Annotated in this window: 8 protein-coding genes; 2 read left to right on the top strand and 6 right to left on the bottom strand. The window is 58.8% G+C overall.

All coding sequences use genetic code 11. The features are described 5' to 3' along the window. The first annotated feature begins 392 nt into the window (after window positions 1-392). Both AB3226_RS17680 and AB3226_RS17685 read left to right on the top strand, forming a co-directional pair. Window positions 393-5,348 carry a dermonecrotic toxin domain-containing protein gene (locus AB3226_RS17680; RefSeq protein ID WP_367373991.1) on the top strand — a complete coding sequence of 1,652 codons (4,956 nt, stop codon included), beginning with the start codon at window positions 393-395 and terminating at the stop codon, window positions 5,346-5,348. 80 nt (window positions 5,349-5,428) lie between these two features. Further along, the gene (locus AB3226_RS17685; RefSeq protein ID WP_367373992.1) at window positions 5,429-11,473 is read left to right on the top strand and encodes an NEL-type E3 ubiquitin ligase domain-containing protein; all 6,045 of its coding nucleotides are present in this window, start codon (window positions 5,429-5,431) and stop codon (window positions 11,471-11,473) included. A 77-nt stretch (window positions 11,474-11,550) separates the two neighbouring features. On the opposite strand, the gene ureC is transcribed toward AB3226_RS17685, so the two are convergent. The 6 genes from ureC to AB3226_RS17715 form a co-directional block, all read right to left on the bottom strand. Then, window positions 11,551-13,251 (bottom strand): urease subunit alpha, encoded by a 1,701-nt coding sequence (gene ureC, locus AB3226_RS17690; protein WP_367373993.1) that lies wholly within the window; start codon window positions 13,249-13,251, stop codon window positions 11,551-11,553. Between the two features lie 126 nt (window positions 13,252-13,377). Continuing rightward, window positions 13,378-13,686, bottom strand: a complete 309-nt coding sequence (locus AB3226_RS17695; RefSeq protein ID WP_008011171.1) for an urease subunit beta — start codon at window positions 13,684-13,686, stop codon at window positions 13,378-13,380. After that, window positions 13,686-14,219, bottom strand: a complete 534-nt coding sequence (locus AB3226_RS17700) for a GNAT family N-acetyltransferase (protein ID WP_367373994.1) — start codon at window positions 14,217-14,219, stop codon at window positions 13,686-13,688. The genes AB3226_RS17695 and AB3226_RS17700 overlap by 1 nt, the downstream gene beginning before the upstream one ends. Window positions 14,220-14,224: 5 nt before the next feature. Continuing rightward, complete coding sequence (locus AB3226_RS17705) at window positions 14,225-14,758, bottom strand: N-acetyltransferase family protein (RefSeq protein WP_367373995.1); 534 nt, start codon at window positions 14,756-14,758, stop codon at window positions 14,225-14,227. Between the two features lie 9 nt (window positions 14,759-14,767). Then, on the bottom strand, window positions 14,768-15,070 hold the full coding sequence (ureA, locus tag AB3226_RS17710; protein WP_038978753.1) for an urease subunit gamma: 303 nt from the start codon (window positions 15,068-15,070) through the stop codon (window positions 14,768-14,770). Window positions 15,071-15,227: 157 nt separating this feature from the next. Continuing rightward, window positions 15,228-16,067, bottom strand: coding sequence for an urease accessory protein UreD (locus tag AB3226_RS17715; RefSeq protein ID WP_367373996.1), 840 nt, complete (start codon window positions 16,065-16,067; stop codon window positions 15,228-15,230). Window positions 16,068-16,094: the final 27 nt, after the last annotated feature.

The raw sequence follows: 16,094 nt of genomic DNA on the forward strand, positions 1-16,094 counted from the left end.
TGTTCTGAAGTTTTTGAGTCGTCTGTTCTGGCGCTATCGCGAGCAGACTCTCCCACATCTGATCGCATTTCCTTGTGGGAGCGAGCCTGCTCGCGAAGAACGATAACGGGCCTGCGTGCATACATCTTCCGGGACAACACCACGGGCGCAGGACCTCCTGATTCAGGTGGTCGGCCGTCGGTGTGATCGTTTGATAGTCAGTCAAAATACTACCGTTCACGAGCAGGATCAGATTCCACGGCGATCAGTGCGGTAATTAATTGTTTTTCAGGTGTTGAAGTTGAATGTGATTCGCTGTTTTCAAACGGCTTATCAGCAGTTATTTGGTCTTTTTTTTTTGCCGTTGTTGAATAAGCTGGAGGCTCTTGTGATCGCATAGGGATATTTGCGAAATGAAAGAGTTGGCAGAGGGAACTGTATTGGAGACATCTTCAGTTGCGTTTCACGGTGGCGAGAATGTTTATCTGGACTACCTCGCGGGAAAGATGCCGGAGCTGATAAATAAAGTACCGGCCTACAGGCTTGAATCATTAGTCAATCAACAACGGGACGTTCCCGAGTGGTATGGCAATGCACGCCCCATGGATCGACAGTATTTGAGAGCGCTTATCAACGAACGCTGGCGATTGCAGGGGCCTCTGGAAAAGACGCTGGAAGGCTTGCAAAAAGACATCAAGGCGTTCGCGCAGCCGTTGCTTGTCAAGGCACTGAAAGATCAACTGAATATAGAGCTGGACGTTAATACGACGTTATTGCGTACGTATATTCCCGCGACATTGACATTCGGTATCGATACCAATGCCAGTCGAATGAGGCAGTGCAGTTTGCTGGAGGCTGCCCTGCACAACTTTGCGGAGCCTGAAACGCAGGCGGGAGCTTTGCGCGACGGCTCCGGTATTTTCATCAGGGATGCCGAGGGGGAGTTGCAACGTCAGGCGTTGACAGTCGAGCAGTTTGCCTCTTTGTGCAGAGGGCTGGATATTGGCGGACAGTATCAAACGCACATTGCCGTATTACTGAAACCTGCAACTGTTGATGCCAGGGCGACGCTTGAACAGCACTCCATTGCCTGCGAAAAAGCGGCTTTCAACGAAGCAGCGCTCATTGCGTATTTGAAACGCGATATTTCTCCCGGTTCCTACGGGAAGTTGCAGGCGCTGCGCGATAGTAATAGCGACGTTATGTTGGGCGGGCGGCCGATGCAATGTCATCGCTTGTCACTCATGGGGTTCAAACTCACTGGCATTGTATTGTTCAGCGCGGTAGCGGCCCCTTCGCTGATTAAAAGAACTTACGAGCAACTGGTTCCGGCCCATCAACGGCTGATGCTGGAGTGGTCACAGCACCTGTCGATATTACCCGGCCAGGAGTTTGAGCAGTTCAAGTTACTCAAGGCATTTTTTGCCAATGGCCCAAGCGGTGTGGCCGATGAGATGTTCCGCCAGAACGATATCCATAAACAAAGTCGTCTGGACGGTACATTGATCGTCTATGTTCCCGACGACCCTGAACACCCGCTCAAGGAGTATGCGTCGTTCACCGATTTCATGAAGGAACTGATCAGCCGGTTACGTTCACCGGACTATCAACGGTTTTTCAGCCGATTCGTGGCGCAAAAAGACAAGGGCCTGTTCTTCGCGCGAGTCAACGAGCGCTTCACCACCTTTACCTGGCATCAGCGCGAGCCGCTGGACATGGGGCCCTGGTGGAGGGAGACCGCCACTGAGAACCCCGATGCAGAGCCGATTACTAACGCCGTCCAAGGCGATCTTTGGCGGCATGTTTCGGTCTGGCGCAGAGAGAAAGCCATCGCCGACGCGCGCCACATTGCCGTGCCCACCGATGATGAAGATGCGGCTACTCGCTGGGCGCGGCTGACCAGCTACCTGAGCATCGGCTGGAACGTGTTCAATTTTGGTGCCCTGTTGGTGCCAGGGCTGGGCGAAGCCATGTTGGGCATCATGGTCGGGCAAATGCTGCTGGAAACCATGGAGGGGATTGAAGACTGGAGCAAAGGGGACCGGGATGAGGCATCGGCTCTGCTCGTCGGTGTGATGATCAATGCGGCCCAACTGGCGCTCATGATGGCCGGGCATGTTTTACCGGCGGGCAGGCCGACGCCGGTCAAAGCGTCGACTTTTGTCGACCAGTTGAAAAAAATCGAACTCCCCGATGGTTCAATCCGTCTGTGGAACCCTGACCTGCAGCCCTATGAGCACGCGGTTTCCCTGCCCAGGAATTCAGTGCCGAATGCACGAGGCCTTCATCGACACAACGGGCAGGACTTTCTACCGCTTGAGGGGAAGCATTTTGCGGTCGCCGACGATCTACAGACCGGTCAACCCCGGCTCCGGCATCCGAATCGTTCGACGGCCTATCAGCCAAAGCTTGAGCATAACGGTGTCGGTGCCTGGCAAACCGAACTCGACCGTCCCGTCGAGTGGGACAAGACTGCCCTCATGCGGCGTCTGGGACCGATGGTTGATGGCTTTGATGACGCGACACTGGAACACATCCGCATTGCCAGTGGCGTCGAAGAAAACGTACTGCGCTGGTTGCAGGTTGAAAACACAGCACCTCCGGCATTACTCGTCGACACGACAAGACGGTTCCAGGCATGGGCTGAAACCGAAAAGCAGCCGGGCGCATTGACCTATCTGCAACGAAAGACTCGTTTCGATACGCTCTACAACGCGCATCAATTTTCAGGCAATGCCGATGTGTTGGTAATACAGGACGCCTTTTCGCATTGTCCGGCCAACCTTGCCGAGGAGTTGCTGGCCGCTGCCGGGCCTGAAGACCTGCGCGTGGTTGCAGAGCAAAAACGCCTTCCCTTGAAGCTCAAGGAGCAGGTCCGTGCAGCCTTGCTGGAGGTGCGCACGACGCGTGCCTATGAAGGGCTTTTCCTTGAGCTGCTGGAAAATGCGGATACCGAAAGACTGGCGCTGCACACCCTGGAAACACTGCCGAACTGGTCGAGCGAGGTACGTATCGAAGTCCGTGAGCATTCGTTCTCTGGTCCCCTGCGGGACAGCATTGGCCCGCAAGACGCCAGTGTACAAAAGGTGTTGGTCAGTAACGACGGTTACTATGAAGCGCGGGACGCTGACGATCAGCATTTGCAGGGTGCCGACAGCCTGTTTGCTTCGGTGCTGCATGCGCTGCCCGATGCACAGCGCACGGCGTTGGGTTATGACATCTATCAAGCAGACGCGCTCAGGCAGGCCGTTCAGCGGGCGCCTTTGGCCCGAGACAGATTGCGGCCGATGCTGGCGGATAATCCGATCCGCAAGCCGTTCTATGATCCTGAGACGATGAAGCTGCGCGGCGGCATGCCCGGCGCTTCTCAAGGCGTTCAACGACTCACCGCGCGACTGACTCCGCAGGAGCGGGTCAGGAGCGTGCGTCCCGGCTGGACAGACGCCGAGGCGCAGGCCTATCTGGCTGGCGGTGGCCGTGAAGGCAATCCGGAACAACGAGCGAGCGAGCTTGAGGCGCAGTTCAATCGACTCAACGCCAACTTCCAGCGCTGGCTGAGTGCGCCAACCAACAGCTTCAGGTACAGCGCGGCAGGAAGGGCCGAATGGGAGTCAAGAAACGCGCTGTATAAAGCGATCAGGCAATGCTGGCAGCAAACCGGGCCAAGGGATGTGGATGCCTTCGGCAATGTGCACGGAATAAAGCTGGACCTGAGCGATATGCCACTGGGCAGGCATTTGGGGACGATGCCTGCCCTGGAGGGTAATTTCGGGCATGTCACCCACCTGAATCTGCTGAACACCGGGTTGGCCGATGTTCAGGTGTCGCTGCTCGATCACTTCCCCAGGCTTCGCCACCTGAACCTCAATGGCAACCCGCTCACACGATTTCCTCGCGCGGTGGGCCGGATGCGCGGGCTGACGGAGTTGAATATGCGTGGCAACCGAATAGTGCTGGACGCGCTGTCGGTGGCCGATCTGGGCGGGCTTGTGCGGCTGGAAAGCCTGGACCTGATGGGCAATCCCTTGGGGCACATCCCCGATATTGGGCGCATGCCCATGCTGCATACGCTCCTGTTGACCGACACGGGTATTCCCACCTGGCCGGACGGATTGTTTTCACTGCCCAGGTTCCGGCATTTTTATCTGGATATTCAATACAACCGGATCCTCCAGATCCCTTCGGTCACGCGTGGCACTGCCGACGCGGAACTGTTGGCGCGCACGGTGTTGAACCGCGATCCGCAGTGGCTGCCGGAGGCCAATCTACAGACGTTGCGCGAATACATTCAGTCCGTCGGTATGGACCCGGATCGACCTTATCCACCCCGTGGCGTGCGCGATAGCCTCGATTGGGAGCAAGGCCTGACTCGACCTGAGTGGGTGGCCCGGCAGGAGGTGTGGAATGAGGTTGAGGATGAGCACGGTTCAGTGCCGTTTTTCAATGAGATCCGCAAGCTGACCGAGTCGTATCACTTCAAACACGACATGGCCTTTCGAACGGACATGACCGCCAAAGTCTGGCGCATGCTCGACGCTATGGCCAAGAACACCGCCCTGCGCGAAAAGCTGTTCACGATGTCCACGGCGCCTACGCAGTGTGTCGATGGCGGGGCTCAACTGTTCAATGCCATGGGGGTGGAAGTACTGATTCACGAAGCCTATGAATTGGCGAGTCCGAATCTGGTTGAAGCAGAGCTGGTGCTACTGGCGCAGGGGAAATCCCGTCTGGATGAGTTGAGCAAAATCGCCCACAAGGTTATTGGTGAACGAACGGGCCAGGGCGAACAGTTCAGGCGCGTCAATGCAACAGGTGAAGTCACCGGCACCATAGATGAAGTCGAGGTGCATCTGGCGTACATGACGGACTTGGCCGACCGGCTGGAACTGCCTTGGCAGTCTCGAAAAATGCAGTTCAGAACAATCGCCGCTGTCACCCCACAGATGATCGAAGCGGCCTGCCAGCGCGTGCTGGATCTGGAGGCCGGGGAACTGCTGCGTGACTCGATCAGCGAACAGCCGTTCTGGGCTTCTTATACCCAGGGCTCTAATCGTCGTGCATTCAAGGTCATCAGGCGCCGGATCGATGCGACGACAGATTTTTATATGGCGCTGGAGAAACGGGCGACCGAGTCTCTTTCCATGGAGGAAAAGGCGCAATTGAAAGAAGAGATCCGGGTACTCGCCGCCGAGCTTGGCAAACCGGAAAGCGAATTCGCGCCCGGACGCGTCATGACCGCCGATGAATATGAAAGTGAAATGGGTCAACTCAATACCGAGATGCTGACATTGCTCAAGACCCTGACCCGACAAGCAATGGATCGGGCGAAACTGCAGCGGGTCGAAATGCCCCTCACCCTGAAAAACTGAATTGACCTGGAGGTCGATTACGGCACGAAAACCGACGGTTTTCGTGCCGGCCTATTACCTTGTACATAAGGATATGTACCTTGCGAAACAAACACGAAAGCAACGAAAAAAAAGCAGTGCAACCACCCGCCGCCGAGCAACAAAGTGCCCACGCCGAATTCATCGCGCACTCCATTCCGGCCTGGCTGGTGAGTGCTTCACCCGAACGGCGAGAGGTGCTGAAAAATGCTCTGCTCATGCTTCCCGACTGGTATCTGGCGGCATCGCAGGCACAGCGTCAGGCCTTGAACGCGAGTTTTGTGGCGAGTGTGACGTCGCAGAACCTGCTGGATAAAACCCTGTCGCGCTTGCAGGACATAGATACTTTTGCGCAGCCGTTACTGGTCAAGGCGCTCAAGGATCAGTTCGCCGTGGAACTGGATGTCACTAAAACCTTTCTGCAGCTGAAAAAGCCGCTGGAAATGAGCATTTTAGAAGTAGAGGTCGGCACCTTCGAGGTGTTGAAATTGCCGCTGCTGCAAGCCGCGTTGCACAACTTCGAAGAGCAAGAGTGTGCTCCTGCGCACTTTCATTCTTCTTCAGGCTTTGTTATCGAATCGTCCTCCGGCCAATTCAGCCAGGTGACCACTGCCTTGACGGTGGAACAGTTCCTGAAACTGTGTCGGGAGCTGGACATCGGTGCGCAGTATCAGGCTTACCTGAAAGACTTTGTGCAACCTTCCAATCCCGTGGCCGAAGCCGTGCTGCGCAAACGATTTGTGAACAGTCAGAAGGATGCGATGCGCGCGGCTGCCGAACTCGCCTTGCTGAAGAAGGACATTGAGCCCAAGGATTATTCGATGATCCTTTCGGTCATCGCTGGAGAACTCAACCCCACAATCGACAACACACCGGTGTGGATCTGCAACCTGGTGTTGATGAAGAAGAGAATGACCGGCTGCGTACTTTTCCATATTTGCGAAAAGTACCGCTACTCCGATGACGTCCTTCTCTACGTTCCCCACGACCCGGAGCACCCGTTAAAACGCTACAAGGGTCGGGAAATGGAGGCGACCTTGAAGCGTCTGCTCATGGCTGCTGACGCCTCGCAATCGGCCAACGGAGGCCCGACGGCGTATCAACGCTTTTTCAGCCAATTTGTCGCCTATGCAGATCGTCCGTATTACTTTAGCCAGTTCACCCGCAAAGCAGCGGATTCCCCGCCAGACTCATTAGCGCCATTTCGCTCTCCCTTTTGGAAAGCGATTGAAGTGCTCCCTCCGTTTCTTTCGACCTTCTATCAGCTTAACGAGCTGCCTCCCGAATCACCGTCCCGACAGGAACCGGTCGACGAGCTTTATCTCCCGATAAAGGGCTACCGGCAGCATGGTCTCTGGGGGCCGAACGTCGATCCCTGGGCGGATCTCTATGAGCAGAGTCTTCAAAAAATCCTGGCGGATGCCCGCAGTCACGCGGTGCCCACGGTCGACGTCGATGCCCGGGTCCGCGCGGAAAAAATCGCCCATTTGCTGGAGGTCGGCATGTTGGTATTGAACATCACCTCGATGTTTGTGCCCGTGCTGGGTGAAGTGATGATCGGGGTGATGGCCGGCCAGATCCTGTACGAGACATTCGAAGGGGCGATTGAGTGGAGCGAGGGTGATCGACGGGCAGCCTGGGTTCACCTCACCGATGTGGCGGAAAACCTCGCACTGATTGCCGTACTGCACGGGGCGGGCAAGGGCTTTGGCAAGCTGGCAGCGGTGAAGCCCGAACCCTTGGTCGAGGGATTGAAACCGGTCACGTTGCCCACGGGGCAACAACGGCTGTGGAAGCCGGACCTTGGTCCTTACAAGGCTCCCATTACGTTACCGGCGGACTCCAAGCCTGACGGATTGGGTCTGCACTCGGTCAACGGCCAGGACATTTTACCGCTCGATGAGGCGCGTTTTGTGGTCAAGCAAGACTCCGCCAACGGTGAATATTGCATCCAGCACCCGCGCCGGCCTGAGGCCTACTCACCGCGCCTGGAGCATAACAGTGCCGGCGCGTGGAGCTACGAAGGTGAAGAACCCCTGAGCTGGGACGGGCCGATGCTGATGCGGCGGCTGGGCTATCGCGCACAGGCCTTCACGGATGCGCAACTGGAGCAGGTGCGCGTCGCCAGTGGCATCGAGCAAGATCAACTGCGTCGCCTGCATGTCGAACAACAACAACCAGGCGCGCAGATGTCCGACACCCTCACGCGTTTTCGAATCGACCGGGACATCGAAACCTTCAGGGACCAGATCGGTAGCGATGACCCTGAGGTCTACGCCAGGGCTGATCTGCGCCTGCAATTCAGACTCATGCGAAGTCAGGAACTGTTGCCCGCTACACCCCCGATCAAAGTCCTGGACAGCCAGGCAAAAACGATCTGGGAAGACCCGGTAACAGGTGCCGCATCCTCACGCCGACTGACTGTCGTCGTGAGTGATCGCGACGCCGCGAACGGCACGGTGCTGAGGTCGCTGCTGGACCTGTTCAAGGCGCAACAGGTCGGTATCGAGAATGTTCCGGGAACAGCGGACATGACACTGGAACAACGCGCCGCTTCACTGCGCAAGGAAATCGCCCGCGCCGCGCAGAACAGGCAATATTCACTGTTCGAGTCCCTGTATCGAGAACAGGATGCCAATGGTCAAGTCTCCTTGGCGCGAATCAAGGTGTTTTTCCCGCAGCTGCCCAGCGTCGTTGTGCAAGAGATACTGCAAGGCGCAACTCAGGCAGAACGGCTGGCGATGGACAAACCCGGGCCCTTGCCTCAACGCATTTACGAGCAGGCCGAACAGGCCCGGCAGGAGCTGCGTGTGGCTCACGCCTATGAAGGGTTGTATATCGAGTCCACCTCGTCCGGCGTCGACAGCGAGCGGTTGGTCCTGCGCAGTCTTGAAACGCTACCAGGCTGGCCGACGGACGTGCGTCTCGAGCTGCGCGAGTATGGCGCGCAAGGGAAGTTGCTGGATGCGATCGGTCCTGCGCAGAATCCGGTCCGTGCGGTGCTGGTGGTGGATGCGAACACCCGGTTCGCTCAATCGACTTCTGCAAATCTCTACTCGTCTGTATTGCAGGCCCTGACGGCAGAGGAGCGCCAGGCATTGGGCTTCACGCTGCAAGAGGCCGGGCGATTGAAAATGACGGTACAACAGACACCGTTGCCGCGAGATCAATTGAGGGCGGTACTTCAGAAACACCGCGTGCTCAAGCCAAGCGTCGAGCCAGGCATGAAACTGCTCGGCGGCATTGGCCCGTTGCCCTTGGGGCAACAGGTCGCGAGTTTTTTCCGAACGCCGCGCGCACGGACGCTCAAGCTGTATCCGGACTTCAGCGAGCCCGAGGTCGAGTCCTTCCTGCGCTCATTGGGCGAAGACGTTCGGGGTGGCCTGACTCGACGTGAAGCCGAATTCGCGACCCTCAAGAATGAGTTGGATACCTGGGTTCAATCCCGTGTCACCGCAGAAAGCAGCCCCGCGGTAGCAGGACGAATCCCGGGCGGGCGTGAGCGACAGATCGCCCGCAGCCTCAAACGTAGCTGGCGTCGGCAAAGCGGCTCGACACTGAGCATCGACTCGACCGTTGAGCTGCCGCCATTGAGTGCCCGATTCGAGCATGTCGAGGCACTCGCGCTGACCGGCACCGGCGTACGCAACCTCAATGCGTTTCTCAAGGGGTTCAGCGATCTCAAGACATTGAGACTGGAGGGCATGTCCCGGCTCAACGAATTGCCTGAGGCTGTCGGTGAAATGCAAGGTTTGACTCACTTGAGCCTCAGGGGCAGCCGGGTTCGATGGAATGAACACACGGCTGCGGTGCTCGGGAAATCAAGTGCGCTCGAGACGCTCGACTTGTTGAAAAACCCGGTGGGTATCGCGCCTGATTTCAGCACCATGACTCAACTGAAGAATATCAATCTCAGCGGCACGGGCATCGACCAATGGCCCTTGGGCACGGGGAATCTGCCCGACTTGCAAGTGCTGGACTTACGTGAGAACGAACTGACCGAAGTGCCCCAAGAGATGCTCTCTACGGCAGAAGATCATCTTGAGGCAAACGCCAGGGTGAATCGGGTCACGCTGCTTGAAGGCAACCCGTTTACTCGCCACAGCTGGCAGCAACTCAAGGACTATCGGGATCGTCTGCAAGCGCTCAAGCCTGAACTCCTGGACGGAAGCCTACCGGATGCCTTCAAGGTTCAGGACACAATGAGCGCCAGGGTTCGTCAGCTGTACCCCGGCTTCGACGAATTCGAGGTTGAGGCGTTTCTGCAAACCCACGGGCTCGCGGCTGAGACTGAGCTGGCTCGTCTTGAGCGCGAGTATGAAACGCTGAATCAGCAGCTGTCAGCCTGGGCGTTTTCCGGGGGCGGCGCACGTTCGCGCTACATTCGGGCGGGGCAGATGGCCGCCGGTCTGTCCGACCGGGCAGAGCGCTACACCGCCGCTGACCGCATTCGTGAGTGCTGGAGGCGGCAATCCCCGCAAAGGAATGCGGTCGACGGCAGCCCGATCGGTTTTGAACTCGACTTGAGTGGCCAGACGCTCGACAGCGTGCCGGACCTTGAGGCCGATTTCAGTCATGTGGGTTCGCTCAAACTCAGTGGCATGGGCCTGAGCGTTTCGCCAGAGGGGTTTCTTGCGCATTTCAAAGGCGTGCGCTGGCTGGATCTGTCGAACAACCAGCTGACGGCGATACCACCGGCGCTGGACGACATGCACGGGCTGACGCGTTTGTTTTTGCAGCGCAACCGCATTCACCTGACGCCGGAAACGGCGGGGATTCTTTCACGACGGACAACCCTCAGGGCGATGAACCTGGCGCAAAACCCTTTGGGCATGACGCCGGACTTCACTCAAATAACGGATATGCGCTCGCTGAACCTGAATTCGATCGACATTGAGACGTGGCCGGTGGGACTGGGTGCACAGCCTTTGCTGGATGTCATCGATTTGAGAAACAACCGAATCACTACGATTCCGGATTCAGTGATCGACCCTTCTGCCGAACGGCTGGAACAGGTGGCGCACCTCAATAACTTTACTCACATCGGTGGCAACCCGCTGTCCGAGGTCGCCCAGCAACAGCTGCGCGATTATTGGAGCCGGCTCGAGCGCGAGCGTCTTGATTTGTGGGGCGTCAGGCGACCGGGTGTCTTCGAGTATCAAGCCTCAGCCGAGCGCGCGAGAGTGGGGGGGCAGGAACTGGCCGCGCTTCAGCGTTGGCTCAAAGACCTGCCCACTGAGCAGGTTCCGGCCAGGCAGGCGCAATGGCAATCACTATCGGCACAGCAGGGCTCTCAAGGATTTTTCCAGGTGCTCGGCAAACTCGAGAATGCCGGCGCCGGCCATGCTGACCTTCAGCTACGCGTATGGGAAGTCGTCGATACCATCACCGAGGTCAACCCCGAGTCCATGGCACTGCGACAGGAGATGTTCGAGTGGGCCGGCAGGCCGGCCTGTTGTGATCGTGCCGCGTTGTCATTCAGTAACCTGGAAATCATGGCGATGGTGTACAGAGCGCGGACGCTGGCCATGGACGGCGAACAAAGTGCTGCCCTGTTGAAACTGTCCAGAGGTTTGTTCCGGCTGGACGAGGTCGAGAAAATCGCCTTGGCCGATATCGAACAACGCACCACGGCGATCAATAACACGCCGGGCTTGTCGGCGGCCCTCAAGACACAGCAGATCCGGTTTCTGGAAGAGGTCGAGATCAAACTGGCCTACCGCTACGGGCTCAAGGACCGGCTCGGATTGCCGGGCCAACCGCGGCAAGTTCGCTTCGCACACATGGGCAAAGTCACCCCCGCGATGCTTGATCTGGCCTATTCCAAGGTGTTGGCACTGGACGATTCGCCTGAAGAATTTCAGGCGCTGGTGGCGAAAGATTTCTGGAAAGACTTCGTGACCAATAAGTACCGGCCACAATTTGAAGCGCAGCGCGAACCCTATCAGGATCGCCTGGCCAGTCTGCGTGATCGCCAGCAGGCCGGCGAACTATCAGAGGCGCAATTCAAGGTGCAATCTGCCGACCTGGATGCTCAGTTGCAGATTGAGGAGGCTGTGCTGATCGAGCAGTTCACCCGCGAGGAGTTGGCCAAACACCCGATCTGACCAGACACTTCTGACCTATGAACAAAGGCCTGGATCTGCGCAAGCATCCAGGCCTTTTCTTTGTGCCGCCCTACCGATCAAAACAGGAAGTAGCGCTGAGCCATCGGCAGGGTTTCTGCCGGTTCACACCACAGCAATACACCGTCAGCCTTGACCTGATAAGTCTGTGGATCGACGTCGATCTCTGGCAGGTAATCGTTGTGAATCAGATCGGTTTTCTGCACATCGCGACAACCTTTGACCACGGCGATTTTCTTCTTCAGGCCCAGCGCTTCGGGCAAACCGGCATCCTGTGCTGCCTGGCTGATGAAGGTCAGGCTGGTGGCGTGCAGCGAGCCGCCATAACTGGCGAACATCGGGCGGTAGTGCACCGGTTGCGGTGTCGGGATCGAAGCGTTGGCGTCGCCCATCAGGCTGGCCGCAATGGCACCACCCTTGAGAATCAGCGTCGGTTTTACCCCGAAAAACGCCGGGCGCCAGAGCACCAGATCGGCCCATTTACCCACTTCCACCGACCCCACTTCATGGCTGATGCCGTGGGTGATCGCCGGGTTGATGGTGTACTTGGCGATGTAGCGTTTGGCGCGGAAGTTGTCGTTACCTTCGCCATCACCCGGCAACGGGCCGCGCTGCTTTTTCATCTTGTCGGCGGTTTGCCAGGTACGCGTGATCACTTCGCCGACGCGGCCCATGGCCTGGCTGTCGGAGCTGATCATCGAGAAGGCGCCGAGATCGTGGAGGATGTCTTCGGCAGCAATGGTTTCCCGGCGGATGCGGCTTTCGGCGAACGCCACGTCTTCGGCAATGCTCGGGTCCAGGTGGTGGCAGACCATCAGCATGTCGAGGTGTTCGTCGATGGTGTTGCGGGTGAACGGCCGGGTCGGGTTGGTCGAGCTCGGCAGCACGTTGGCAAAACCGCAGGCCTTGATGATGTCCGGTGCATGGCCGCCACCGGCACCTTCGGTGTGGTAGGTGTGGATAGTGCGGCCCTTGAAGGCGGCGAGGGTGGTTTCGACGAAGCCTGACTCGTTGAGGGTGTCAGTATGGATCGCCACCTGCACGTCGTACTGGTCGGCGACGTTCAGGCAGTTGTCGATACTCGCCGGGGTGGTGCCCCAGTCTTCGTGGAGCTTGAGGCCGATGGCACCGGCCTTGACCTGTTCGATCAACGGCTCCGGCAGGCTGGCGTTGCCCTTGCCGGTGAAGCCGATGTTCATCGGGAACGCATCGGCGGCCTGGAGCATGCGCGCCAGGTGCCACGGTCCCGAGGTGCAAGTGGTGGCGTTGGTGCCGGTGGCGGGGCCGGTGCCGCCGCCGATCATGGTGGTGACGCCGCTCATCAGCGCTTCTTCGATCTGCTGCGGGCAGATGAAATGAATATGGGTGTCGATGCCGCCAGCGGTGAGGATCATGCCCTCACCGGCGATCACTTCGGTGCTGGCGCCAACCGCGATGGTGACATTGGGCTGGATGTCCGGATTGCCGGCCTTGCCGATGGCAGCGATGCGCCCGTCCTTGAGGCCGACGTCGGCTTTAACGATGCCCCAGTGGTCGATGATCAGCGCGTTGGTGATCAATGTGTCGACCACTTCCGCGGCTAGCAATTGGCTTTGGCCCTGGCCGTCGCGAATGACTTTGCCGCCGCCGAATTTCACTTCTTCGCCGTAGGTGGTGAAGTCCTGTTCCACTTCGATCCACAGTTCGGTGTCGGCCAGGCGGACCTTGTCTCCGACGGTGGGGCCGAACATGTCGGCGTAGGCTTGACGGGAAATCTTCATTGCAGTTCCTTCATTGATCGTTCCCACGCTCTGCGTGGGAATGCCGCCGTGGACGCTCTGCGTCCGCTGTTATGTGACGCGGAGCGTCACGGGATGCATTCCCACGCAGAGCGTGGGAACGATCAGTCAGTCGAGATCACCCATGATCCTGCCGGCAAAGCCGAACACCCGGCGATGGCCGGCCAAGTCCACCAGCTCGACCTCGCGGCTCTGCCCCGGTTCGAAGCGCACGGCGGTGCCGGCGGGGATGTTCAGGCGCATGCCGCGGCTGGCGGCGCGGTCGAAGGTCAGGGCGTCGTTGGTTTCGAAGAAGTGATAATGCGAGCCGACCTGGATCGGCCGGTCACCGCTGTTGGCCACCTTCAGGCTGAGGGTGCGGCGGCCGACGTTGAGTTCGATGTCGCCGGGCTGGATCTGGTATTCACCGGGAATCATCAATGGGCTCCTTGGAGAATCTTGTAGTAAAGGGCAGTCGGTTTGTAGCTGCCGTTCGGGTCGCAGGCGTAGTCGGGGATTTCGCCGGCGCGGGTGTAGCCCATCGCCTTGTAGAAGTCTTCGGCGGGGGAGCCGGCCTCGGTGTCGAGGTAGAGCATGCCGCGCTTGTGTTGGCGGGCTGCAAGCTCAAGGGCATGCATCATCTGTTGGCCCAGACCGCGACGACGGGCATGTTCACGCACCAGCAGTTTCTGCACTTCTGCGCGGTTCAACCCATTGGCTTTCTGGCACAACGTCAATTGCACGCTGGCCTGTACCTGTTCGTCCTTGACCACCACCCAGAGCAGCACGTTGCCTTTGTTCAGGTTCTCCTGGACTTCATCGAAATAAGCTCGGGCCTGAGTGGCATCCAGATCCGCCATGAACCCGACACTGGCGCCATAGCCGACGGCGTCGAGCAGCAAATCAATCAACCCCTGACGATAGTGCGCAAAGCTTTCAACATTGACGCGGCGCAGTTGGGCGGCGTTCATGGGTATCACTCCTTGTGGGGACCAGGTGGCATTGCGCCCGGGTCGAGGATCAGTTGCATGAAGGTCAGGTCCAGCCAGCGGCCGAACTTGGTACCCACCTGCGGCATTTGACCGGTGACGACGAAACCGGCGCGGTCGTGCAGCCGGATTGAGGCGCCGTTACCGCTTTCGATGGCGGCGACCATCACGTGTTTGTTGCAGCCTTTGGCGCGTTCGATCAGCGCTTCCATCAGTTGCGGCCCGAGGCCATTGCCCCGCTGGTCGTTGCGCACGTACACCGAGTGCTCGACCGTGTGGCGGAATCCGTCGAACGGGCGCCAGTCACCGAATGAAGCGTAGCCGAGTACGCTGTTGTCGCCGTCGACGATCACCAGGACCGGATAACCCTGGTCTTGTCGGACGCTGAACCAGGCCTGGCGGTTGCCCAGGTCCACGGCCTGTTCGTTCCAGATCGCCGTGGTGTTGAGGACGGCGTCGTTGTAGATGTCACGGATCGCTGGCAGGTCGGCGAGCAGCGCATCGCGGATGTGGTAAGTCATGGCGCGGCCTCAGGCGATCGGTTGGTGAACGGTGACCAGTTTGGTGCCGTCGGGAAACGTCGCTTCGACCTGGATTTCCGGGATCATTTCCGGAATGCCTTGCATCACTTGTTCGCGGCTGAGCAGGGTGGTGCCGTAATGCATCAGCTCGGCCACGGTCTGGCCGTCACGCGCGCCTTCGAGCAGCGCCGCGGAAATATAGGCCATGGCCTCCGGGTAATTGAGCTTCACGCCGCGAGCCAAACGCCGCTCGGCCACGAGGCCGGCGGTGAAGATCAGCAGCTTGTCTTTTTCGCGTGGGGTCAGGTCCATCGTTGAGATCCATCAGGGCAGATTAAAAAGAGTTGGATCTGCTTACACAGATCCCCTGTGGGAGCGGGCTTGCCCGCGATGGGGTCATCACATCCAATTGAGATGTAGACTGTAAGACCGCTATCGCGGGCAAGCCCGCTCCCACAAAAAGCACACATCAGGTGCTCCATATTCTGGGTGGGACGGCTTCTCGGCCAAGCAACGCCGGGCGTAGCAACCGCCACAAATCAATCAGCCAACCACGTGCCAACAGCGCTTCACTGGCCAGGCATCGGGCGACCAAAAGCCCCGGCAACTGCGTCAGATCTCCGCGTACCTCATTGGGCAGCGAGCGGCACTTCTCCAGCCATTCGCTATCAATTTCACCTGTCACCAGCAACGTCGCAAACACCGGTTGGCCATCCAGGCCTATTGGCGAATCCAGCAAACCATCATTCCCGACAATGCGCTGGCGTTCGTGCCAGAGCAACTGGCCGTCGCGGCGGATATCCAGGTGCGCCTGAAAATGCCCGAGGTCAAAGCGCTCGCCACTGGCCGGGCGTCCCAGGGCCACCACGTCCCAGTAGAACAACCGCGCATCGCCCTCAAGGTCGATGCTGGTGCTGAGTTCCGCCTGAGCGTCGCTGAAGATAATCGTCTCTTGCGGCAGCCACTCCAACGTAGCACCGGCGGCCACGCGCAGGTCGAGTTTCTGATAAGCCGACCCTGCCGCGCGATACCACTTGGCGGCGCCGGGGCTGGTGATTTGCGCCCAGGCGTGCGTGCCGACGCTGGCCGAGATGTCCAGCCGATCACCGCCGGCAATCCCGCCCGGCGGGTGGACGATGATGTGCTGACACACCTCGGGGCCTTCGGCGTACAAATGCTTCTGCACCCGCAGCGGGCCCTTGTGGCGGCGCTGCACCGGGCGTGTGCTGTCGCCGAAACGGGCGTAGCCGAGTTCCAGCTCGGCATGCCAGCTGGGGGTGAACAGCGTGATGGGGGCAGGTAAATTCATATCGTCTAGTTATCGTCAGGAGGCTGC

The sequence above is a fragment of the Pseudomonas lini genome, assembly GCF_964063345.1.
GTDB classification, from domain to species: Bacteria; Pseudomonadota; Gammaproteobacteria; order Pseudomonadales; family Pseudomonadaceae; genus Aquipseudomonas; species Aquipseudomonas lini_B.